This is a genomic window from Aliidiomarina sedimenti (genome assembly GCF_003986955.1).
GTDB classification, from domain to species: Bacteria; Pseudomonadota; Gammaproteobacteria; order Enterobacterales; family Alteromonadaceae; genus Aliidiomarina; species Aliidiomarina sedimenti.
This window is the reverse complement of record NZ_PIPN01000002.1, coordinates 108,057-131,237: the sequence shown is the minus strand read 5'-3', so window position 1 is coordinate 131,237 and position 23,181 is coordinate 108,057. Positions and strand designations below refer to the sequence as shown.

19 protein-coding genes and 5 tRNA genes are annotated in these 23,181 nt (G+C 50.2%); all 24 read left to right on the top strand.

Going from position 1 to position 23,181, the window contains the following annotated elements; genetic code table 11:
• The first annotated feature begins 36 nt into the window (after positions 1-36).
• On the top strand, positions 37-300 hold the full coding sequence (gene hfq, locus CWE12_RS05245; RefSeq protein WP_126788633.1) for an RNA chaperone Hfq: 264 nt from the start codon (positions 37-39) through the stop codon (positions 298-300).
• Positions 301-318: 18 nt separating this feature from the next.
• Complete coding sequence (gene hflX / locus CWE12_RS05240) at positions 319-1,611, top strand: ribosome rescue GTPase HflX (protein ID WP_126788632.1); 1,293 nt, start codon at positions 319-321, stop codon at positions 1,609-1,611.
• Positions 1,612-1,658: 47 nt separating this feature from the next.
• Positions 1,659-2,843 (top strand): FtsH protease activity modulator HflK, encoded by a 1,185-nt coding sequence (gene hflK, locus CWE12_RS05235; RefSeq protein ID WP_126788631.1) that lies wholly within the window; start codon positions 1,659-1,661, stop codon positions 2,841-2,843.
• Between the two features lie 2 nt (positions 2,844-2,845).
• Positions 2,846-3,733 (top strand): protease modulator HflC, encoded by an 888-nt coding sequence (hflC, locus tag CWE12_RS05230; RefSeq protein ID WP_126788630.1) that lies wholly within the window; start codon positions 2,846-2,848, stop codon positions 3,731-3,733.
• Positions 3,734-3,833: 100 nt separating this feature from the next.
• On the top strand, positions 3,834-4,985 hold the full coding sequence (locus CWE12_RS05225; RefSeq protein WP_126788629.1) for an aminotransferase class V-fold PLP-dependent enzyme: 1,152 nt from the start codon (positions 3,834-3,836) through the stop codon (positions 4,983-4,985).
• 67 nt (positions 4,986-5,052) lie between these two features.
• Positions 5,053-6,351: an adenylosuccinate synthase gene (locus tag CWE12_RS05220; protein ID WP_126788628.1), complete on the top strand. Its 1,299-nt coding sequence runs from the start codon at positions 5,053-5,055 to the stop codon at positions 6,349-6,351.
• Positions 6,352-6,542: 191 nt separating this feature from the next.
• A tRNA-Thr gene (locus tag CWE12_RS05215) sits at positions 6,543-6,618 on the top strand.
• 17 nt (positions 6,619-6,635) lie between these two features.
• A tRNA-Tyr gene (locus tag CWE12_RS05210) sits at positions 6,636-6,720 on the top strand.
• A 38-nt stretch (positions 6,721-6,758) separates the two neighbouring features.
• Positions 6,759-6,833: transfer RNA gene (locus CWE12_RS05205), tRNA-Gly, on the top strand.
• A 17-nt stretch (positions 6,834-6,850) separates the two neighbouring features.
• Positions 6,851-6,926: transfer RNA gene (locus CWE12_RS05200), tRNA-Thr, on the top strand.
• A 115-nt stretch (positions 6,927-7,041) separates the two neighbouring features.
• Positions 7,042-8,226, top strand: a complete 1,185-nt coding sequence (tuf, locus tag CWE12_RS05195) for an elongation factor Tu (RefSeq protein WP_126788614.1) — start codon at positions 7,042-7,044, stop codon at positions 8,224-8,226.
• 152 nt (positions 8,227-8,378) lie between these two features.
• Positions 8,379-9,116 carry a glycerophosphodiester phosphodiesterase gene (locus CWE12_RS05190; RefSeq protein ID WP_126788627.1) on the top strand — a complete coding sequence of 246 codons (738 nt, stop codon included), beginning with the start codon at positions 8,379-8,381 and terminating at the stop codon, positions 9,114-9,116.
• A gap of 210 nt (positions 9,117-9,326) precedes the next feature.
• Positions 9,327-9,665: a hypothetical protein gene (locus CWE12_RS05185; protein WP_126788626.1), complete on the top strand. Its 339-nt coding sequence runs from the start codon at positions 9,327-9,329 to the stop codon at positions 9,663-9,665.
• A 122-nt stretch (positions 9,666-9,787) separates the two neighbouring features.
• Positions 9,788-9,864: transfer RNA gene (locus CWE12_RS05180), tRNA-Trp, on the top strand.
• A 57-nt stretch (positions 9,865-9,921) separates the two neighbouring features.
• A complete protein-coding gene (gene secE, locus CWE12_RS05175; RefSeq protein WP_126788625.1) occupies positions 9,922-10,299 on the top strand; it encodes a preprotein translocase subunit SecE in 378 nt (125 codons plus the stop codon).
• Between the two features lie 29 nt (positions 10,300-10,328).
• Positions 10,329-10,874, top strand: a complete 546-nt coding sequence (gene nusG / locus CWE12_RS05170) for a transcription termination/antitermination protein NusG (RefSeq protein WP_126788624.1) — start codon at positions 10,329-10,331, stop codon at positions 10,872-10,874.
• A 113-nt stretch (positions 10,875-10,987) separates the two neighbouring features.
• Entirely contained in the window at positions 10,988-11,416 is a 429-nt protein-coding gene (gene rplK, locus CWE12_RS05165; protein ID WP_126788623.1) for a 50S ribosomal protein L11, read from the top strand.
• A 4-nt stretch (positions 11,417-11,420) separates the two neighbouring features.
• Positions 11,421-12,119, top strand: a complete 699-nt coding sequence (gene rplA, locus CWE12_RS05160; RefSeq protein WP_126788622.1) for a 50S ribosomal protein L1 — start codon at positions 11,421-11,423, stop codon at positions 12,117-12,119.
• Positions 12,120-12,411: 292 nt separating this feature from the next.
• Positions 12,412-12,930 (top strand): 50S ribosomal protein L10, encoded by a 519-nt coding sequence (rplJ, locus tag CWE12_RS05155; protein ID WP_126788621.1) that lies wholly within the window; start codon positions 12,412-12,414, stop codon positions 12,928-12,930.
• A gap of 51 nt (positions 12,931-12,981) precedes the next feature.
• The gene (gene rplL / locus CWE12_RS05150) at positions 12,982-13,356 is read left to right on the top strand and encodes a 50S ribosomal protein L7/L12 (protein ID WP_126788620.1); all 375 of its coding nucleotides are present in this window, start codon (positions 12,982-12,984) and stop codon (positions 13,354-13,356) included.
• 185 nt (positions 13,357-13,541) lie between these two features.
• Entirely contained in the window at positions 13,542-17,570 is a 4,029-nt protein-coding gene (rpoB, locus tag CWE12_RS05145; RefSeq protein WP_126788619.1) for a DNA-directed RNA polymerase subunit beta, read from the top strand.
• A gap of 81 nt (positions 17,571-17,651) precedes the next feature.
• A complete protein-coding gene (gene rpoC / locus CWE12_RS05140; RefSeq protein ID WP_126788618.1) occupies positions 17,652-21,869 on the top strand; it encodes a DNA-directed RNA polymerase subunit beta' in 4,218 nt (1,405 codons plus the stop codon).
• A gap of 366 nt (positions 21,870-22,235) precedes the next feature.
• Positions 22,236-22,610 carry a 30S ribosomal protein S12 gene (gene rpsL / locus CWE12_RS05135; RefSeq protein WP_126788617.1) on the top strand — a complete coding sequence of 125 codons (375 nt, stop codon included), beginning with the start codon at positions 22,236-22,238 and terminating at the stop codon, positions 22,608-22,610.
• A 78-nt stretch (positions 22,611-22,688) separates the two neighbouring features.
• On the top strand, positions 22,689-23,159 hold the full coding sequence (rpsG, locus tag CWE12_RS05130; RefSeq protein WP_126788616.1) for a 30S ribosomal protein S7: 471 nt from the start codon (positions 22,689-22,691) through the stop codon (positions 23,157-23,159).
• The last annotated feature ends 22 nt before the right edge of the window (positions 23,160-23,181 follow it).

Below are 23,181 nucleotides of genomic sequence, written 5' to 3'. Positions count from 1 at the left end.
TTAATTCTAATAACAAATTGCTAAAGGAACCTACTCATGGCCAAGGGGCAAACCTTACAGGACCCATTTTTGAATGCGTTACGTCGTGAGCGTATTCCCGTTTCGATTTATTTAGTAAACGGCATCAAACTACAGGGCCAAATTGAATCATTTGACCAGTTCGTAGTGCTCTTAAAAAACACGGTTAGTCAGATGGTGTATAAACATGCCATTTCGACTGTTGTACCATCCCGGATCCCTAACAATTATCACCCGACAGCAAACGGTGATGAAGAGGAAGGTAGTGTCGGACAACTCTAGTAAGCAGAGGTAGCTCGCTTGTTTGATAGATATGAAGGCGGCGAGCAGGCAATACTCGTCAATGTTGATTTCCCCAACGAGTCCGCGCGTGAAGATGTAGAAGAATTAGCATTGCTGGTCTCGTCGGCTGGAGTTGAAGCGTTAGATGTTGTTTCAACCAGTCGGCGTGCGCCGGATGCTAAATTATTCATAGGTACCGGCAAAGCGGACGAAATAGCTGCTCTGGTGAAAGCTCATCAGGCGGATATCGTAATTTTTAACCATGCCTTGTCTCCGTCTCAGGAACGTAATCTGGAAAAAGTGTTTCAGTGTCGGGTCCTCGACCGGACCGGTCTAATCCTGGATATTTTCGCGCAACGAGCGCGTACCCATGAAGGTAAACTGCAGGTTGAACTCGCTCAGCTGCGCCATATTTCGACCCGCCTGATCCGGGGCTGGACTCACCTTGAGCGACAGAAAGGTGGGATTGGGCTACGTGGGCCAGGGGAAACCCAGCTGGAGACGGACCGTCGTTTGTTACGGGCTCGTATTAAAGCAATTCTGGCACGTCTCGCTAAAGTGGCAAAACAACGGGAACAAGGCCGCCGGGCTCGTCTTCGCGCTGAGATCCCCACCCTGGCGCTGGTTGGTTATACCAACGCGGGTAAATCAACGTTGTTTAACCGGATTACGAACTCGACTGTGTATGCAGCGGATCAGCTTTTCGCGACGCTGGACCCGACGCTGCGCAAAATAGAATTAAAGGACGTGGGGCCGGTGATCCTCGCTGATACGGTGGGTTTCATTCGTCACTTGCCGCACGACCTGGTTGCTGCATTTAAAGCCACCCTGCAGGAAACACGGGACGCAGACTTATTGCTCCATGTGATGGATATCAGTGACGAGCGCCAGGCAGATAATCAGCGTCAGGTCGACGCAGTACTGGCTGAAATTGAAGCGGCTGATACGCCCCAGTTGCTGGTCTGCAACAAGATAGACAGACTTGATTCACAACAGCCGCGGATTGATTACGACGACCAGGGGCTGCCGCAGCGGGTTTGGTTGTCAGCGCAAACCGGGCAGGGCTGTGAGTTGTTGCTACAGGCTTTAGAAGAGCGCCTGGCTAAGCAAATGGTGGCCGAGAGTTTACGCCTGCCACCGGAGGAAGGTAAACTACGCAGTCATTTGTACGCGCTTGAATGCGTTGAAAGTGAGCAGATACTTGATAATGGTGATATGTTAGTATCTGTGCGAATGCCTGCTATCGAGTGGCAGCGTCTGCTCAAGAATTATGCGGAAAAACTGACTGGCTTCGTACGCGATGCGGGTTAGTGCCTTCAAGTAAGGTCAAATTATTTATGTTTAATGTGGAGTAATCGATGGCCTGGAATCAACCGGGGAATGGCGGCGATAAAAACCGCGACCCATGGAATAATCAGGGTGGTAAAGATCAGGGTCCCCCTGATCTGGACGAAGCTCTGAAAAACCTGCTAGGCAAATTAGGTCTTGGCGGTAAAGGCGGCAAAGGTAAAGGTGGCGGAACCCGCAGTGGTGGTGGCGTACCAACCAAAGGATTAATCCTGGTTGCGGTACTGGCACTGGTGGTGTGGTTCATTTCTGGCTTCTATACCGTCAATGAAGCTGAGCGCGGAGTGGTATTGCGCTTTGGAGCCTATCATACCGAAGTCGGTTCAGGCCTGCATTGGCGTCCAACCTTTGTCGACAGCGTCAGCAATGTCGATGTGAATAACGTTCAGTCACAAAAAACCAGCGGCTTTATGCTGACTGAAGACGAAAACGTGGTTCGCGTTGAACTGGGCGTGCAGTACCGGGTTACCAATGCCCGTGCCTATCTGTATAACGTCGAATCGCCTGACTCTAGTCTGGCACAGAGCACCGACAGTGCATTACGGTATGTTGTCGGACACAACACCATGGATAACATCCTGACCGTGGGTCGTGAACAGATCCGCCAGCAAACCTGGGAAATTATTGACCGTTTGGTTGAGCGCTATGACCTTGGTTTAGAAGTTATAGATGTTAACTTCCTGCCAGCCCGTCCACCTGAAGAAGTGCGTGATGCATTTGATGATGCCATCGCCGCTCAGGAAGATGAAGAGCGTTTTATTCGCGAAGCTGAAGCCTATGCCGGTGAGCGCGAGCCAGCAGCACGTGGTCAGGTTCGCCGTATGCAACAGGAAGCTCAGGCCTATAAAGAGCAGGTTACTTTGCGAGCGCAGGGTGAGGTTGCACGATTTAATGAATTAGTCGCGCAATACCAGATTTCACCAGAGACCACGCGTCAGCGTATGTACATTGAAACGTTGCAGGAGATTTACTCCAACAACGCGAAAGTGTTCGTCGATGTCGATGGCAGCAATAATATGCTCTATCTGCCGCTTGATCAGATTATGAAAAATCGTCAACAGCAGGCAGCGCCTTTATTGCCAACCGGTTCGCAACAGCGTGCTCCGGGAACATCGGGTGGCTCACCAGAGGTGATTCAACCAGAAGGTATTCGCGGTGGTACAAGCCGTGGCACAAGTGGCCGGGGAGGTAACTAAGCATGCGTAATCTATTGATTGTTGTCGCTGTGATTCTAGCTGTACTTGGCTATTCGTCACTGTTCACGGTGTCTGAAGGCGAGCGCGCGATTGTGATTCGGTTCGGTAAAATAGCTCAGGACGAAAGCGGTGAGGCGGTGGTCTATCAGCCAGGTCTGCATTTTAAAGTGCCTTTTATTGAGCGGATCAGGAAGCTGGACGCCCGGGTGAAAACCCTGGACGGTCAGCCGGATCGCTTTATTACCAGCGAGCAGAAAGACCTTATCGTTGATGCCTTTGTGAAGTGGCGTATTTCCGACTTCTCACAATTCTATTTGTCCACCGGCGGTAATGAGCGTCAGGCCGAAGATTTGTTGATGCGACGCATTAACTCTGGCCTGCGCAGTGAGTTTGGTACCCGTACCATTCGCGATATCGTTTCCGGTGAGCGGGATGAGTTGATGGAGCAAGCGTTGGTTCAGGCAGGCGAAGGCGCATCCGACTTAGGGGTGCAAATTCTCGACGTACGGGTGAAGCAAATCAACTTGCCAACCGAGGTCAGCCAGTCGATTTTTGCCCGCATGCGTGCTGAACGTAATGCGGTCGCACGTGAACACCGTGCTGAAGGTCGGGCTGAAGCGGAGTTTATCCGTGCTGATATCGACGCCCGGGTGACCGTTATGCTGGCTGACGCACAACGTCAGGCGCGTCAGATCCGTGGTGAAGGTGACGCTGAAGCAACTCGTATCTATGGTGAGTCATACAGCCAGGACCCAGAGTTTTTCGCCTTCCTGCGCAGTATGGAAGCCTACCGGGCGAGCTTCGCCGGTGGCGATGACGTGTTGGTGCTAAGCCCGGATAGCGAATTCTTCCGTTATTTGAGTCAAATGAGCGGTACTAACAACGACTAGCTTTGCTAAGGTTGTAACGACTGTGAATTAAAAAGCCGATGTGCAGGTAGGCCTGACATCGGCTTTTTTGTACGCTTGCGAAAGCAACCAAGGAGACCGTATGTATAAACATCTGTATTCGCGCTTCCTGGCCCAGCGGCCAGATATTCTGCATTGCTCGCCGCATAGTCATTACTATTGGCCGGATGTTACCCGTGAGGCGCATATGCAGTATTGGGACGACGCGGCACAGTATGCTGATGACAAATGGGATATCATTTTTTCTCAGCGGGTCCCCTCGGTGCAGGCGTTAATTGCCGGGCGACTGAATATAAGCCAGCCGCAGCAAATCACATTTGCACCGAATACACATGAATTTGTGTACCGGATCTTAAGCTGTTTTGACCCCGGGAAAGCAATTAAAATTCTTACCACCGACAGCGAGTTTCATAGCTTTAACCGGCAGAGCCGTCGTTTACTGGAACGCGGCAATGTGCAGATAGAACGTATCGCGACCGAGCCGTTCGACAGTTTTGCCGAGCGCTGGCGCGACGCCGTTGCCGCCTCTGAGTATGATTTAATTTTTATTAGCCAGGTGTTTTTTAATTCCGGGGTGGCGGCGCCCGAGCCGCGATTATGGTTGGATGCCGTGGTGCGCGATGACAGCGTCATTGTGGTCGATGGCTACCATGGCTTTGGCGCCATACCGACCGACTGGTCAGCCTATCAGCAGCGAGTTTTCTATATCGCCGGCGGCTATAAATATGCCCAGGCCGGCGAGGGAACCTGCTTTATCGTTGTGCCGACGGATTGTTCGTTACGACCTGAATACACGGGTTGGTTTGCTGACTTTGAAAACCTGGCGAAGCCACAACAAGGCGCAGTAGAGTATGCTACAGACGGTTTCCGGTTTGCGGGTTCAACTATGGATTACAGCGCGCTGTATCGACTCGAGGCAGTATTGAAGCTATGGCAGGAGCAAGCGTTGACGGCCGATGTAATTGATCGCTATATACGCTCGCTGCAGGAAGCGTTCTTAGAGCAGATAGACAGCCTGCAGCATCCACAACTGAAACGTGCGAACTTACTGGTTGATGACGTTGCAACCCATGGCCACTTTTTCACCTTTAAGCTGGCGTCAGCCGACGATGTCAGCAGACTCGCGTCGCGACTACGCGAACAGGGTGTAGCAACAGACTATCGACACGACCGCTTGCGGTTTGGCTTCGCGTTATATCAGAACCCAGAAGACTTTGCGCAGATTAAAGGCTGAAAATTTGGGTGAATTCTGAACGCCGCTTTGATAGAATCGCGGCTTAATTTTCCACTGCTTGAGAATCATGGGTAAAAACGTCGTTATTCTTGGCACCCAATGGGGTGACGAGGGCAAAGGTAAAATTGTCGATCTGCTTACAGACAAGGCAACTTACGTAGTCCGCTATCAGGGTGGTCACAATGCTGGCCATACGCTGGTCATCGATGGTGAAAAGACTGTTCTGCACTTAATCCCGTCTGGAATTCTGCGTGAAAACGTCACCTGCCTGATTGGCAATGGTGTGGTGTTGTCACCAGAAGCACTGATGGAAGAAGTTGAGATGCTGGAAAAGCGCGGTGTACCTGTCCGTGACCGTCTACTTATCAGCGAGGCATGTCCGCTCATACTTCCGTACCATGTAGAACTCGACAAGGCGCGCGAGCTGGCACGTGGTAAAGAAGCAATTGGCACCACCGGACGTGGTATCGGTCCTGCATATGAAGATAAAGTCGCACGCCGTGCTTTACGGGTCGGCGACTTGTTAAATATGGAGCGCTTTGAAGCCAAGCTGCGGGAAGTCATCGCGTATCATAACTTCTCGTTGACTGAGTATTATAAGCAGCCAGCAGTGGACGCCGATGCGGTTCTTGCGTATTGCAAAGAAATCGCCCCTGTACTGATTAAAATGATTGCCGATATTCCGGGTATTCTGGATAAGGCTCGCCGCAATGGCGATCATATGATGTTTGAAGGCGCTCAGGGCACGCTGCTTGATATCGACCATGGTACCTATCCCTATGTGACCTCTTCGAATACCACAGCCGGTGGTGTTGCCACAGGCGCCGGTTTTGGTCCACGTTATATCGATTATGTGCTGGGTATTGTCAAAGCCTATACCACCCGGGTGGGGTCAGGTCCGTTCCCGACCGAGCTGGATTGCGATGTTGGTCAGCACTTAGGGGTTAAAGGGCACGAATTCGGCGCTACCACCGGTCGTAAGCGACGTACGGGCTGGTTTGATGCCGTTGCCATGCGCCGTGCCGTTCAGCTGAACTCGATTAGTGGCCTTTGTCTGACCAAGTTAGACGTTCTCGATGGTCTGGACGAAGTTAAGATTTGTACCGGTTATAAATTACCGTCCGGAGAGGTTGTTGAGTTACCCCCTCTGTCCGCGGAAGACTACGATGCCGTCGAACCGGTTTATCAAACCATGAAAGGCTGGCAGCAACCGACCATAGGCGCGACAAAGCATGAACAGTTGCCTGCTGAAGCACTGGCTTTCATAGCCCGAATCGAAGCTTTGCTTGAGGTTCCGGTTGATATTATCTCAACGGGTCCGGATCGCATCGAGACGATAACGTTGCGCCATCCATTCTCGGCGTAAGCGTTGAAAGAAGCGGCAAAGTAGGGGAGATGGCAGTCATTGAACCTACTTTGCGTTTGCAGCTAAATGTGTAAAAAGCACCCGCTTTAGGCAAAAATTGAGCACTTAGCCGCAAAAATCAAAAAAAAACCCGATTAGCTGTTGCAAGACTAAAATCCATGCCATAGAATGCGCTCCACCTAAACGGTGAAGCCGGCATAGCTCAGTTGGTAGAGCAACTGACTTGTAATCAGTAGGTCCCGAGTTCGACTCTTGGTGCCGGCACCATTTAGAAAAAAATTTGTGGAGGGGTTCCCGAGCGGCCAAAGGGATCAGACTGTAAATCTGACGGCTCAGCCTTCGCAGGTTCGAATCCTGCCCCCTCCACCATTTTTTCTGCAGACCCCAGGTAGCCGAAAGTAAGATTTGCGGGTGTCGTATAATGGCTATTACCTCAGCCTTCCAAGCTGATGATGCGGGTTCGATTCCCGCCACCCGCTCCAATAAGAACATAATCCGTGCTGATATAGCTCAGTTGGTAGAGCGCACCCTTGGTAAGGGTGAGGTCGGCGGTTCAAATCCGCCTATCAGCACCATTCTCTTACGTTCTTATTCTTCTTTGCCAGCTTCCTGCCTCTGCATTAAATTGAATGTTTTATAAACCTAAGCACTGGTGAGTATCGTCACCGAGCGTATTAAAGAGAGGCTGTCATGGCTAAAGAAAAATTTGAACGTAGTAAACCGCACGTAAACGTCGGTACTATCGGTCACGTTGACCATGGTAAAACCACGCTAACGGCGGCGATCACCACTGTATTGGCAAAAGTTTACGGCGGTGCGGCAAAAGACTTCGCATCAATCGACAACGCTCCAGAAGAGCGTGAGCGTGGTATCACTATCTCAACGTCACACGTTGAGTATGACACTCCGATCCGTCACTATGCGCACGTTGACTGCCCAGGTCACGCTGACTATGTGAAAAACATGATCACCGGTGCTGCTCAGATGGACGGCGCTATTCTGGTAGTCGCTGCGACTGATGGCCCAATGCCACAGACTCGTGAGCACATCCTGCTGTCTCGCCAGGTAGGCGTACCTTTCATCGTTGTATTCATGAACAAATGTGACATGGTTGACGATGAAGAGCTGCTTGAGCTGGTCGAAATGGAAGTTCGTGAACTTCTGTCAGAGTACGACTTCCCGGGCGACGACCTGCCAGTTATTCAGGGCTCAGCTCTGAAAGCACTGGAAGGTGACGAAGCATGGGAGAAGAAAATTGTTGAGCTGGCTGAAGCCTTGGATTCATACATTCCAGAGCCAGAGCGTGACATCGACAAGCCGTTCCTGATGCCAATCGAAGACGTATTCTCTATCTCTGGCCGTGGTACTGTTGTAACAGGTCGTGTAGAGCGCGGTATCGTGAACACTGGTGACGAAGTTGAAATCGTAGGTATCAAAGACACCACGAAGACAACTGTAACGGGTGTTGAAATGTTCCGTAAACTGCTTGACGAAGGTCGTGCAGGCGAGAACATCGGCGCATTGTTGCGTGGTACTAAGCGTGAAGATATCCAGCGTGGTCAGGTATTGGCTAAGCCAGGTTCAATCACTCCGCATACCAAGTTCGAAGCAGAAGTATACGTACTGAGCAAAGAAGAAGGTGGCCGTCATACGCCATTCTTCAAAGGCTATCGTCCACAGTTCTACTTCCGTACGACTGACGTTACTGGTGCTGTAGAGCTGCCAGAAGGCGTAGAGATGGTTATGCCTGGTGACAACATCAAGTTCGTAGTGGACCTGATTGCACCAATCGCGATGGACGACGGTCTGCGTTTCGCAATCCGCGAAGGTGGCCGTACTGTAGGCGCTGGTGTTGTTTCTAAGATTTTAGATTAATTGGTAGCGCAGGCTTAGCCTGCGGTTAGCCAACAGCAACGTCAAAAAAAGGGTTCCCATTGGGAGCCCTTTTTGTTTTTTGCGTGGTAGCTTAGTTCAGTGGATCTGTCTTACACTAGATACAGACATTCGTAGTAAGCAGAGAGGCGTCAATGACCACCTGGATCAGCCACCGTGGGTATACCAAGAATGCCACTGAGAACACTGCAAAAGCGTTTGAAGATGCCATCGCACTGGGGTTCGACCACCTCGAGACCGACTTGCGTACAACTCGCGATGGCCACATTGTGCTGTGTCACGATCCTGAATTGTCGCGTATCAGTGCGCAAACAACCACCGTCAATCAGCTAACCCGAAAGGAGCTTGAAGCGATCAAGCTGGCCAAAGGTGAGCCTTTGCTTTTCTTTGACGAGTTCATTGAGCGCTACAGCCATTTAAACTGGATTTTGGATATTAAGCCGGATAGCGCTGAACAGACCATCAGGCAACTTGAACACTGGATGCGAGATCCAAAGGCGGAAGCACTGTTGACCAATCGAGCGCGTTTTCTGATGTGGCACCCGGACCACGAGGTACAGGTCCAGCGCACCATTGATAATGCGTTTTGCCTGGCGCGGGACAAAGCGTGCGTGCGGGCAGGGCTGTCGGCATTGGTGGGAGCCGCTGCATTGGGTGTAAAGGCAGAGCAGGTGTATGCGATCCCACCTAAACTTGGCGGACTGCCGTTACTTGGTGCCGGCCTGGTGAAGCGTTATCACAAACAGAATGCGAAGGTTATAGGTTACTTGCCAGAAACGCTGGTTGAACATGAACAGGCGCTCAAGGCGGGTGTCGATGAGCTGCTGACAAATCACGCGCACCTGATGCGTGACATGTCGACAAAGCGCTGATAGTCAACCATAAAAACGACCATAAAACGACAGGAACAGGCGATGACTCAGGCATGGATACTCGGCGTAGTTAGCATACTTTGCTCAGGCGTAGCATTGGCCCAAACCACCTACCATGTTGGTGTAGGGGCAGGGCCGGAATATGGAGGCTTGGGCGCGACCATAGAGCGAGTGACCGATAATGACAAGATTACCGTCGGTGGCGGGCTCGTGAATAGCCATCGAATCGTTGGTGAGGCCTATGGTGCAAGCCTGATGTATCACCGCTTCGATTTGATCAATGCAGAAAGCGGTGAGCACGCCCTTGGCATCGGCATCGCGCCGGTCGGTCATCGCTGGAGGTATTTTGTCGAGCAGGACAACGCCGGGCGGTGGCACTACCGAACCGATTATCATGATGTTATCTATGGGGGTCTGCTTGCCTATAACTACCACCCTCGCGGTGCGGCCCTCGGTGGTTTCCATATTGGCGTGTCCTACGGCTATGGTTCGCGGGCAGGAGAAAGTGCTAGCGGACTCAATATTACCTTTGGCTACAGGTTTAACTAAGCGCGCGGCCTTGCTTTCGCAAGTTTGATCGGTATAATACGGCGTCCATCCTAATCAGCCTTCATTTCCCTTGTTTTCCTTCTACACGGGGTTAGTCCAAGATTTGGGTGGTATGTGTTTTTAGGGGTGTAGTTCCAATTGGTAGAACAGCGGTCTCCAAAACCGACGGTTGGGGGTTCGAATCCCTCCACCCCTGCCATATTCGACAGAGTGCTTCGGCATTTGGTGTTAAGCGTACATTGCAGGATTAGCAACCATGAGTGCAAATACAGAGAGTCAATCTACCCCAATGGAAGCCCTTAAGTGGGTCATCGTGATTGCGCTGCTGGCGGCGGCAGTCGTCGGTAACTACATGTATGATGACGTATCAGTGGTATTTCGTGCCCTGGGAGTGGTTTTACTTGTTGTTGCAGCGGGTCTGATAGCCAGCCGTACCGCGAAAGGTCAGACGTTTATTTCGTTTGCTAAAGAAAGCCGTATTGAAGTACGCAAAGTGGTTTGGCCAAGCCGTAAAGAAGCAACCCAAACCACAGCGATCGTATTAATTGCGACCTTGGTTGTGGCGTTGCTGTTATGGGGCCTCGACGGGATTCTAGTGCGGGTTGTCGGTATGGCAACTGGTGTTAGCGCGTAATTTAAGCTGCAATCCAAGCGGAGATCATCATGGCGGAAGAACAGAAAAAACGTTGGTATGTAGTACAGGCTTTCTCTGGCTACGAGCAGCGCGTACAGAAAACCTTGCTTGAGTACATTAAAACGCAGGGCATGGAAGACTTATTTGGTGAGGTTTTAGTACCGACCGAAGAAGTTGTAGAAATGCGTGGTGGTCAGCGCCGTAAAAGCGCACGCAAGTTCTTCCCCGGTTACGTACTGGTGCAAATGGTGATGAACGAAGACACCTGGCATTTAGTTAAAAGTACGCCGCGAGTACTTGGCTTTATTGGTGGTACTGCTGAGCGACCTGCTCCTATTACCAGCAAAGAAGCGGATTCAATACTGAATCGCCTCAATGAGTCTGAAGACAAACCGCGTCCGAAAACGATGTTTGAACCGGGCGAAGTGGTACGGGTTACCGACGGTCCGTTTGCAGATTTCAATGGTACTGTTGAAGAAGTCGATTACGAAAAGAGCCGGATGAAAGTCTCGGTTTCAATTTTTGGCCGCTCAACGCCGGTCGATTTAGATTTCGGTCAAGTCGAAAAGTCTTGATCAAAGCCGCGGATTTGTATATAATCCGCGCTCAAATTTTCATCGGGAAGCCATTTGAGCCACCTTCCTCAAGGTCTGGCGAGGCGTTTAACCCATAGCAGAGGTAGAGAAACATGGCTAAAAAAGTAAGTGCCATTATCAAGCTGCAAGTAGCAGCTGGTGCAGCTAACCCTTCACCACCCGTAGGTCCAGCATTGGGTCAGCACGGTGTTAACATCATGGAATTCTGTAAAGCGTTTAACGCGCAAACAGACAACCTTGAAAAAGGTGCTCCGGTTCCAGTTGAAATCACTGTGTTTGAAGACCGTTCTTTCACCTTTATCACTAAGACTCCCCCTGCAGCGTTCTTGCTGAAAAAAGCAGCTGGTATCAAAAGTGGTTCAGGCGAGCCTAACAAGAAGAAAGTGGGTACTGTTACCCGCGCTCAGTTAGAAGAAATCGCTACTATGAAAGATCCGGATCTGACTGCAGCGTCTATGGATGCAGCAGTTCGTACTATCGCGGGTTCAGCTCGCTCAATGGGCTTGAACGTAGAGGGTTAATGCAATGGCAAAACTAACTAAGCGTATGCGTACCATTCGCGAAAAAGTTGAAATTCGCGATTACGACGTAAACGAAGCAATCGCTTTGTTGAAAGAATTAGCAACTGCTAAGTTCACTGAAAGCGTAGACGTTTCAGTCAACTTGGGAATTGATGCACGTAAATCAGACCAAAACGTTCGTGGTGCAACTGTACTGCCTAACGGTACTGGCCGTGATGTTCGTGTAGCCGTGTTCACCTCTGGCGACAATGCTGAAAAAGCAAAAGCTGCTGGTGCAGACCTGGTTGGTATGGAAGACCTGGCTGAGCAAGTGAAGAAAGGCGAAATGAATTTTGACGTTGTTATTGCATCACCTGATGCAATGCGCGTTGTTGGCCAGTTAGGTCAGGTTTTAGGTCCTCGTGGTCTGATGCCAAACCCGAAAACTGGTACGGTCACCCCAGACGTAGCAACTGCGGTTCAAAACGCAAAAGCTGGTCAGGTTCGGTATCGTAACGACAAAAATGGTATCATCCACTGCACTATCGGTCGTGTAGATTTCGATGACGCTAAGCTGAAAGAAAATTTAGAAGCACTGCTGGCTGCTCTTAAGAAAGCCAAGCCGTCTTCTGCGAAAGGTGCGTTTATTAAACGCATTAGCTTGTCGACCACTATGGGCGCAGGCGTTCGTGTTGACCAAGGTACCCTAAGCGACAAAGCTTAAGGTTGGTCTGTTGTCGCTAACTTCGGTTAGCGGGAACCAAAGGTTTTAGGGTTGGAGTTGCCTCTCATTATGATGCGGCTCTCATCCAAGACCGCAGGTGTCCACACCGGGAGGTGAGGGCTTAATCTTTTTTCTTCGGAAAGGGGCCTGCGCAGATGGTGACATCCGACTCAGACTCTCTGGGAGAGATTCACCGTGACAAAGGGGTAGCGACGCTTCGGCAGAACTACCAACTTGTAACGAAAGAACTGAGGTGGAAACACCAAAGTTCTTACATTAAGAGGTGATACTAGTGGCACTAGGTTTAGATGCAAAAAAGGCGATCGTTAAAGAAGTTAACGAAGTCGCTTCGCAGGCACTATCCGTCGCTGTTGCTGAGTATCGTGGAATCGAAGTTGCGGACATGACCAAACTTCGTACCTTAGCTCGTGAGCAGGGCGTACACCTTCAGGTTGTACGAAACACCCTGGCGAAGCGCGCTTTTGAAGGTACAAACTTTGCGGACATGGACGAGGCATTGAAGGGTCCACTTCTCTACGGTTTTTCTTTGGAAGCACCAGGCGGCGCTGCTCGTCTGTTCAAAGATTTTCATAAAGAGAACAAAAACCTGAATGTGACTGCGCTATCGATCGGTAACGGTCTGATGGGTCCAGAAAAACTGGACGCTGTAGCGTCACTTCCGACTCGCGACGAAGCATTGGCTAAATTGCTTGCCACCTTCAAAGCGCCGGTTACTAAATTTGTTCGTACTATTAACGAAGTACCAACTAAATTTGTCCGCGTATTGGGTGCAATCAAAGACGCTAAATAAGCGATATTTTTTTAATCGAATTTACATTCATAATCCCAGGAGTTTAGAGACATGGCTCTGACCAAAGAAGACATTTTAAACGCGATCGCTGATATGCCAGTTATGGAACTGGTTGAACTGATCGAAGCTGCTGAAGAAAAATTCGGTGTTGACGCATCTGCTGCTGTTGCAGTAGCTGCACCTGCTGCTGGCGGCGAAGCTGCTGCAGAAGAGCAAACTGAATTTGACGTAATCCTGAAAGCTGCTGGTAGCAACAAAGTTTCTGCTATCAAAGCTGTGCGTAGCGCAACCGGTCTTGGCTTGAAAGAAGCTAAAGCATTGGTTGAGTCTGCTCCAGTAGCAGTTAAAGAAGGCGTTGCAAAAGACGAAGCAGAAGAGCTGAAGAAAACGCTTGAAGAAGCTGGTGCAGAAGTTGAACTTAAGTAAGTTCTGTTTGCATTAAGGCCTTTTTAGGGCTTGGGCTGGTGACTTTTTAGTCACCAGCCCTTTTGCGCTAAAGAGGATGCATCCATTTCCACTACAGTTTGGGATGCATTTAGTATAGAAATTGTAGTAGTAGCTGCCACGCAGTTTGGCAGTTAGGGTCAGAAATCAGCTAGCTGAGGAACCCCATGGCGTACTCCTACTCTGAGAAAAAACGAATTCGTAAGGACTTTGGTAAGCGCCCACACGTGCTTGAAGTACCTTACTTACTATCTATTCAGCTTGATTCATTTAAAAAGTTTATTGATGCCGACCCAGAAGGCCAATATGGCTTGGAAGCCGCATTTCGTTCGGTCTTTCCAATTACCAGCTATTCGGGTAACGCAGAACTAAAATACGTGAGCTATCGCTTAGGCGATCCCGTATTTGATGTAAATGAATGTCAAATTCGCGGGGTGACTTATTCAGCACCACTGCGGGTCAAGCTGCACATGGTGCTGTATGACAAAGACGCACCAGCAGGCACAGTAAAAGACATTAAAGAGCAGGAAGTCTACATGGGCGAAATTCCGCTCATGACCGAGAATGGTACTTTTGTAATCAATGGTACCGAACGTGTTATCGTTTCTCAGCTGCATCGTTCGCCAGGCGTATTCTTTGACCATGACAAGGGTAAAACCCATTCGTCAGGCAAAGTGCTATATAACGCTCGCGTGATTCCTTACCGCGGATCCTGGCTGGATTTCGAGTTTGACCCGAAAGACAACGTATTTGTACGTATCGACCGTCGCCGTAAACTGCCTGCGTCTATCATTTTGCGTGCGCTTGAGTACAGCAATGAAGAAATTCTTGCTCTATTCTTCGAAACCACACACTTTGAAGTTAAACGTGACAAGATCTTACTGACCCTGATCCCAGAACGTCTGCGTGGCGAAACTGCGCTGTTTGATATCAAAGACGACAAAGGTGATGTGCTGGTTGAGACAGGCCGTCGGATTACCGCGCGCCATATTAAGCAACTGGAAAAACTGAACATCGAAGAGATGGAAGTTCCGGTTGATTATCTGGTAGGCAAAGTGCTGGCGAAAGACTATGTAAACACCAAAACTGGTGAACTGGTTGCCTCTGCGAATGACGTGATTACGTTAGAATTACTGGCTGAACTTCGTGAAGCTGGCTTCAAGAAATTCGACACTTTGTTCATGAACGACCTCGATCATGGTCCGTACATGAGTGAAACCCTGCGCATTGATAACTCGACCAACCGCTTAGAAGCGCTGGTTGAAATTTATCGTATGATGCGTCCAGGCGAGCCGCCAACCAAAGATGCGGCTGAAGCATTGTTTGAAAACCTGTTCTTCTCTGAAGACCGTTATGACCTGTCAACGGTAGGCCGGATGAAGTTTAACCGTCGCCTTGGCCGTGATGGTGAAACCGGTTCCGGTAACCTGAGCAAAGAAGACATCGTTGCGGTTATGCAGAAGCTGATCGAGATCCGTAACGGTCTGGACGTTGTCGATGACATCGACCACCTCGGTAACCGTCGTATCCGTTCTGTCGGCGAAATGGCTGAAAACCAGTTCCGCGTCGGCCTGGTCCGTGTTGAACGTGCTGTTAAAGAGCGTTTGAGCCTGGGCGACCTGGACAGCGTAATGCCGCAGGATCTGATCAACGCCAAGCCTATTTCGGCGGCGGTGAAAGAGTTCTTCGGTTCAAGTCAGCTGTCTCAGTTTATGGATCAGAACAACCCGTTGTCAGAAGTGACCCATAAGCGTCGTATTTCTGCGCTTGGTCCGGGCGGTTTGACCCGTGAACGTGCAGGCTTCGAAGTTCGTGACGTGCATCCGACTCACTATGGTCGTTTATGCCCAATCGAAACGCCGGAAGGCCCGAACATCGGTTTGATTAACTCCTTATCGTCGTTCTCGCGTTCTAACGAATATGGCTTCCTCGAAACACCGTACCGCCGTGTTGAAAACGGTGTGGTAACGGACGAAGTTGACTACCTGTCAGCGATCGAAGAAGGCAAGTACATCATTGGCCAGGCAAACATTGCGCTGACCGATGACGGTGCGATTGAAGAAGATTTAGTACCATGTCGTCACCAGGGTGAATTCACTCTGACCAGTAAAGAACAGGTCCAGTATATGGACGTGTCACCACAGCAAATCGTATCAATTGCAGCGGCTCTGATTCCGTTCCTTGAACACGATGATGCGAACCGTGCTTTGATGGGTTCAAACATGCAACGTCAGGCCGTGCCTACTTTGCGTGCCGACAAGCCGCTGGTTGGTACTGGTGTTGAGCGTACCGTTGCGGTTGACTCTGGTGTTACGGTGATTGCGAAACGTGGTGGTGTGATCGACTACGTAGACGCGAGCCGCATCGTGGTTAAGGTTAATGAAGAAGAAATGGTACCTGGCGAAGCTGGTATCGATATCTACAACCTGACCAAGTACACCCGTTCGAACCAGAACACCTGTATTAACCAGAAACCAACGGTTAACCCGGGTGAGCCAGTTCAGCGAGGCGATGTATTAGCAGATGGTCCGTCAACTGACATGGGCGATCTGGCGCTGGGCCAAAACATGCGCGTGGCATTTATGCCATGGAACGGTTACAACTTCGAGGACTCGATTCTGATTTCAGAGCGCGTCGCGATTGAAGACCGTTTAACCACGATTCACATTCAGGAACTGAACTGTGTAGCGCGTGATACCAAGTTAGGTCCGGAAGAAATCACCTCTGACATTCCTAATGTCGGTGAATCGGCGCTGTCCAAGCTGGATGAGTCTGGTGTTGTGTATATCGGTGCTGAAGTAAATGGCGGCGATATCCTGGTCGGTAAGGTCACACCAAAAGGTGAAACCCAGCTGACGCCGGAAGAGAAACTGCTACGTGCTATCTTTGGTGAAAAAGCATCTGACGTAAAAGACAGTTCATTGCGCGTACCAAACGGCGTGACTGGTACTGTAATTGACGTGCAGGTGTTTACCCGTGACGGTGTTGAAAAAGACAAACGTGCACTGGATATCGAAGAAATGCAGCTGGCTCAGGTTAAGAAAGATTTAACCGACGAGTTTAAGATCCTTGAAGAAGGTGTCTACGCACGTGTTCGTAACCTGCTTCTGGCGAATGGCTTTGATGAATCTAAACTGGCCGCGCTGGAGCGCAGCAAGTGGTTGATTCAGAACCTCAGAAACGAAGACGCGCAACAGCAACTTGAGTACCTGGCGCAACAGCATGAAGAGCTGCGCACAGATTACGACAAACGCTATGACGAAAAACGCCGTAAGATCACTCAGGGCGATGACCTGCAGCCTGGCGTACTGAAGATCGTTAAGGTCTACCTGGCTGTTAAACGTCGCATCCAACCGGGTGATAAAATGGCCGGTCGTCACGGTAACAAAGGTGTTATCTCGACTATCGTACCGGTAGAAGATATGCCGTACGACGAAAATGGTGAGCCTGTTGATATCGTGCTCAACCCGTTGGGTGTACCGTCGCGGATGAACGTGGGCCAGATCCTGGAAACTCACTTAGGCGCCGCTGCGCGTGGTATAGGTCGTAAGATCGAGACCATGTTGAAAGAACAGCGTGCGTTAGCAGAACTGCGTGAGTTCCTGCAAAAAGTGTATGACCTTGGTGAATGTCGCCAGCAAGTCAATATTGCTGAGTTCAGCGATGACGAAGTGTTACGTCTGGCCGACAACCTGAAAGCTGGTCTGCCAACCGCGACACCAGTGTTCGATGGTGCAATTGAGTCTGAAATTAAGTCGCTGCTGAAATTGGCAGACTTACCAGAGTCAGGCCAGATCACCTTGTGTGACGGTCGTACTGGTAATGAGTTTGAGCGTCCGGTAACCGTTGGTTACATGTACATGCTGAAACTGAACCACTTGGTTGACGATAAGATGCACGCCCGTTCGACTGGTTCGTACAGCCTGGTTACTCAGCAGCCGCTGGGTGGTAAGGCACAGTTTGGTGGTCAGCGCTTCGGTGAGATGGAAGTATGGGCACTGGAAGCATACGGCGCGGCGTACACCTTGCAAGAAATGCTAACGGTTAAGTCGGATGACGTGAACGGCCGTACGAAGATGTACAAGAACATTGTTGACGGCAACCATCAGATGGATCCAGGCATGCCGGAATCGTTCAACGTACTGTTGAAGGAAATCCGCTCGCTCGGGATCAACATCGAGTTGGAAGACGATTAGCCGTCACGGCGCAAGCCATGGCATCTTAGGCGGGAGCCTTAACCGGCTCCCCGAAGGTTTAACTCCGACAGGAGAAGAAGCGTGAAAGATTTACTAAAGTTTCTAAAACCAGCTAACCAAGCGGAAGAGTTTAATGGTATCCGCATTGGTCTGGCGTCGCCTGACCAGGTTAGAAGTTGGTCGTATGGCGAAGTCAAAAAGCCGGAAACCATTAACTACCGTACCTTCAAGCCAGAACGTGACGGCTTGTTCTGTGCGCGTATTTTCGGCCCGGTCAAAGACTATGAGTGCTTGTGTGGTAAATACAAGCGTCTCAAACACCGTGGTGTTATCTGCGAGAAGTGTGGCGTTGAAGTAACTCTGACCAAAGTGCGTCGTGAGCGCATGGGCCACATTGAACTGGCAAGCCCGGTTGCACATATCTGGTTCCTTAAGTCATTGCCGTCTCGTATCGGCCTGATGCTGGATATGACCCTGCGTGATATCGAGCGGGTGCTGTACTTTGAAAGCTATGTCGTAATCGATGCCGGTATGACGTCGATGGAAGTCGGCTCGCTGCTAGGTGAAGAAGATTACCTAGATGCGCTTGAAGAGCACGGTGACGAGTTCGAAGCGAAGATGGGTGCTGAAGCCGTTCTGCATATGCTGCGTCAGGTTAACATGCCTGAGCAGATCAAAATGCTGCGCGAAGAGCTGCCTGAAACCAATTCAGAAACCAAGCGTAAGAAAATTTCTAAGCGCTTGAAGCTGCTTGAATCATTCGAACAGTCTGGCAACAAGCCAGAGTGGATGATTCTGCAAGTATTACCAGTCTTACCACCAGACTTACGTCCGTTGGTACCGCTGGACGGTGGCCGTTTTGCGACCTCAGATCTGAACGATTTGTATCGCCGCGTGATCAACCGTAACAACCGTTTGAAGCGTCTGCTTGATTTGGCTGCACCTGACATTATCGTACGTAACGAAAAACGTATGTTGCAGGAAGCAGTCGATGCTCTGTTAGACAATGGTCGTCGCGGTCGTGCGATTACTGGTTCTAACAAGCGTCCATTGAAGTCGCTGGCTGACATGATCAAAGGTAAGCAAGGTCGTTTCCGTCAGAACCTGTTGGGTAAACGTGTTGACTACTCAGGCCGTTCGGTTATCACCGTTGGTCCTAAGTTGCGTTTGCACCAGTGTGGTCTGCCGAAGAAAATGGCACTGGAACTATTTAAGCCGTTTATCTATGGCAAGCTGGAAGGTCGTGGTTTAGCCACCACCATTAAAGCGGCGAAGAAAATGGTTGAGCGCGAAATCCCAGAAGTTTGGGACGTGCTGGACGAAGTTATCCGCGAACATCCGGTCCTTTTGAACCGTGCACCTACACTTCACCGTTTGGGTATCCAGGCGTTTGAACCTGTTCTCATCGAAGGTAAAGCTATCCAATTGCACCCGTTGGTTTGTGCGGCGTATAACGCTGACTTCGACGGTGACCAAATGGCGGTTCACTTGCCGTTGACCTTAGAAGCGCAAATGGAAGCACGTGCGCTGATGATGTCGACCAACAACATCCTGTCGCCTGCCAGTGGTGACCCAATCATCGTTCCGTCACAGGACGTTGTATTAGGTGTTTACTACATGACTCGTGAAGCGATTAACGCAAAAGGCGAGGGGATGATGTTTAAGAACCCGGCTGAAGCGGAGAAAGCTTACCGGACTGGCGCAGCAAGTATTCATGCCCGCGTTAAAGTGCGCATCGACGATGTCGAGCGTGACGATGACGGTAATGTCACTGAGTACACACACGTGGTCGATACCACCGTGGGTCGTGCCCTGCTGTCATTGATTCTGCCTAAGGGTATTAGCTACCAGAGCATCAACCAGAACATGGGTAAAAAGCAGATTTCAGCGTTGCTGAACAGCTGCTACCGTGACTGTGGTCTGAAAGATACCGTTATCTTTGCTGACCAACTGATGTACACCGGTTTCCATTATGCAATGGTTTCAGGTACCTCAGTCGGTATCAACGATATGGAAATTCCGGACGCGAAGAAAGAGCTGATCGAAGGCGCGGAAGCTGAAGTTGCTGAAATTCAGGCGCAGTTTGAGCAGGGTCTGGTAACCTCAGGTGAGAAGTACAACAAGGTTATCGATATCTGGTCAACGGCCAACGAAAAAGTTTCCAAAGCGATGATGGAAAATCTGTCGAAAGAGACAGTGACCAACGCCAAAGGCGAGCAAGAAGAGCAAATGTCCTTCAACGCGGTCTTTATGATGGCTGACTCGGGCGCTCGTGGTAGCCCCGCACAGATCCGTCAGTTGGCTGGTATGCGTGGTCTGATGGCGAAGCCAGATGGTTCAATCATCGAAACCCCAATCGTTGCTAACTTCCGTGAAGGTCTGAACGTACTGCAGTACTTCATCTCAACTCACGGTGCGCGTAAAGGTTTGGCTGATACCGCATTGAAGACAGCGAACTCAGGGTATCTGACTCGTCGTCTGGTTGACGTGGCACAGGATCTGGTTATTACCGAATCCGATTGTGGCACCCTTGGTGGCCTGTACGTTAAACCATTGATTGAAGGTGGTGACGTAGTAGAACCATTGCGTGAACGTGTACTGGGCCGTGTCGTTTGTGAAGACGTTTTAGTGCCTGGTTCTGAAGATGTGTTGATTCCACGTAACACCCTGCTTGATGAAAAATGGTGTGACATACTGGAAGCCAACTCAGTGGACGAAATTAAAGTTCGTTCAATCATTACCTGTGACTCGTTACGCGGTGTGTGTTCACACTGTTACGGCCGTGACCTGGCACGTGGGCACATGGTCAACGAAGGTGAAGCAGTGGGTGTTATTGCTGCACAGTCAATCGGTGAGCCAGGTACTCAGCTTACCATGCGTACCTTCCACATCGGTGGTGCGGCTTCGCGGGCGTCAGCAGAGAACAACATCCAGGTTAAGAACCCTGGTAAGTTGAAACTGCACAATGCGAAAACCGTTGAAAACAGCGATACCCACCTGGTTATCACATCACGTTCAACCGAGTTAACGCTGATTGATGAATATGGTCGTGAGCGCGAGCGCTATAAAGTACCTTACGGTGCCATCCTGAAGAAGGGTGACGGCGCGGCGGTTGAAGGTGGCGAGACAGTAGCAAACTGGGATCCGCACACTCACCCAATCATTACCGAAGTAAAAGGTATGATTAAGTTTGTGGACATGATTGATGGCGTCACCATGACGACTCAAACCGACGAATTAACTGGCTTGAGCAGCTATGTTGTACTGGAAACTGGTCAACGTACCAGTGCTGGTAAAGACATGCGCCCAGCGGTTAAGTTGGTTGACCAGAATGGCGACGACGTGAATATCGCGGGTACCGATATGCCAGCGCAGTACTTCCTGCCAGGCGGTGCCATTGTCAGCTTAGCCGATGGTTCAGAAGTTGGTATCGGTGACACCCTGGCTCGTATCCCGCAGGAAGGTTCGAAAACACGGGATATCACCGGTGGTCTGCCACGCGTTGCTGACCTGTTCGAAGCGCGTAAGCCGAAAGAACCTGCGATTCTTGCTGAAGTGACTGGTACCGTGTCGTTCGGTAAGGAAACCAAAGGTAAACGTCGTCTGATTATTACCCCGGCGGAAGGTGGTGACCACTACGAAGAGATGATTCCGAAATGGCGTCAGCTGAATGTCTTCGAAGGTGACCAGGTTAGCCGCGGTGAAGTTATTGCCGATGGTCCTGAAGCGCCGCACGATATTCTGCGTTTACGTGGTGTGTCTGCAGTTGCCAACTACATTACCAACGAAGTTCAGGAAGTTTACCGCCTGCAGGGTGTAAAAATTAACGATAAGCACATCGAAGCGATTGTTCGCCAGATGCTGCGTAAGGCGATGATTCTGCGTTCAGGTGACTCTGAGTTCTTAGAAGGTGAGCAGGTAGAAGTGGCTGCCGTGATCGAAAGAAACCGTGCGCTGGAAGCGGAAGGCAAAATGCCTGCGCTATACGAGCGTCAGTTGCTGGGTATCACCAAAGCGTCACTGTCGACTGAGTCGTTTATTTCTGCGGCTTCGTTCCAGGAAACAACGCGTGTTCTTACTGAAGCAGCCGTGCAGGGTAAAGAAGACAGCCTGCAAGGTCTGAAAGAAAACGTTATCGTGGGCCGCTTAATCCCGGCAGGTACTGGTTATGCCTATCATCAGGACCGTGCGCGCAAACGTGCCGCGGCGATGGAAGCAACCCAGCAAACCACGGTCAGCGCGGAAGAAGCAGAACAAGCACTTTCTGACGCACTGAACGAAAGCGACGACAACGAGTAATCGTTATCACGTTTAAAAAAAGGCCCTTCGGGGCCTTTTTTGTTGCCTGCGTCCGGGTAGGGCGTGGTGGTATATTCCACCACTGGCCTGCGGGAGCGCTGCGTGGCACCGATAAATTGAGTGCAGGCACGCTTCACATGCATATCAAAGAGGCCTGGCAAAGGCGTAAAGACCAGATAGATCGCGGGATCTGGTTGACAGGTTAATCTGTGACCTATAAAATTCGGCCTCCCTTATATGGGGAATCACTTGGAATATATGGTTCGTTGTAGCGACTGAGACCATTAAAACCAAAGCTGCGCTTGGGTGTTTGTTCACCCGGGCGCTTTGTGTCGTTTAAAAAAGTACTGATTACTTGGAGAAACCATGGCAACAGTAAACCAATTAGTGCGTAAGCCGCGCAAAGCACCAGTTGTGAAAAGCAGCGTGCCTGCGTTAGAAGCTTGCCCACAAAAACGTGGCGTATGTACTCGCGTATATACCACCACTCCTAAGAAGCCAAACTCTGCATTACGTAAAGTTTGTCGTGTACGCCTGACCAACGGTTTTGAAGTTACTTCATACATCGGTGGTGAAGGTCACAACTTGCAAGAACACAGTGTTGTTCTGATCCGTGGCGGTCGTGTTAAAGACTTGCCAGGTGTTCGTTACCACACTGTACGCGGCGCATTAGACTGTGCTGGCGTAAATGATCGTAGACAAGGCCGTTCTAAATACGGCGCGAAGCGGCCTAAATCTTAACGGTTCTCCGTTTCTAGTAAGGCCAAACTTTTAAATTTGTATGTTTTGGGTAATCCCTGAAGACACCGGAGAATTAATATGCCAAGAAGACGCGTAGTCGGCCAACGTAAAATCCTGCCGGATCCTAAGTTCGGATCAGAGTTGTTGGCGAAATTTATTAACATTGTCATGGTTGATGGCAAGAAATCAGTCGCTGAAAGAATCATCTATGGTGCATTAGACATCATCGCTGATAAAGCTGGTAAAGATCAGTTGGAAGTGTTTGAAGAAGCTTTAGACAACATCCGTCCAAGTGTTGAGGTTAAGTCACGCCGCGTAGGTGGTTCGACTTACCAGGTACCAGTTGAAGTTCGTCCTGTACGTCGTAACACTCTGGCAATGCGCTGGATGGTTGACGCAGCTCGCGCACGTGGTGAGAAGTCCATGGCTCAACGCCTGGCTGGCGAAATGTTAGATGCCTCACAGAACAAAGGTTCTGCGGTTAAGAAGCGTGAAGACGTTCACCGTATGGCAGATGCGAACAAAGCGTTCGCTCACTATCGCTGGTAATTCACGCTCACACTCAATTAAG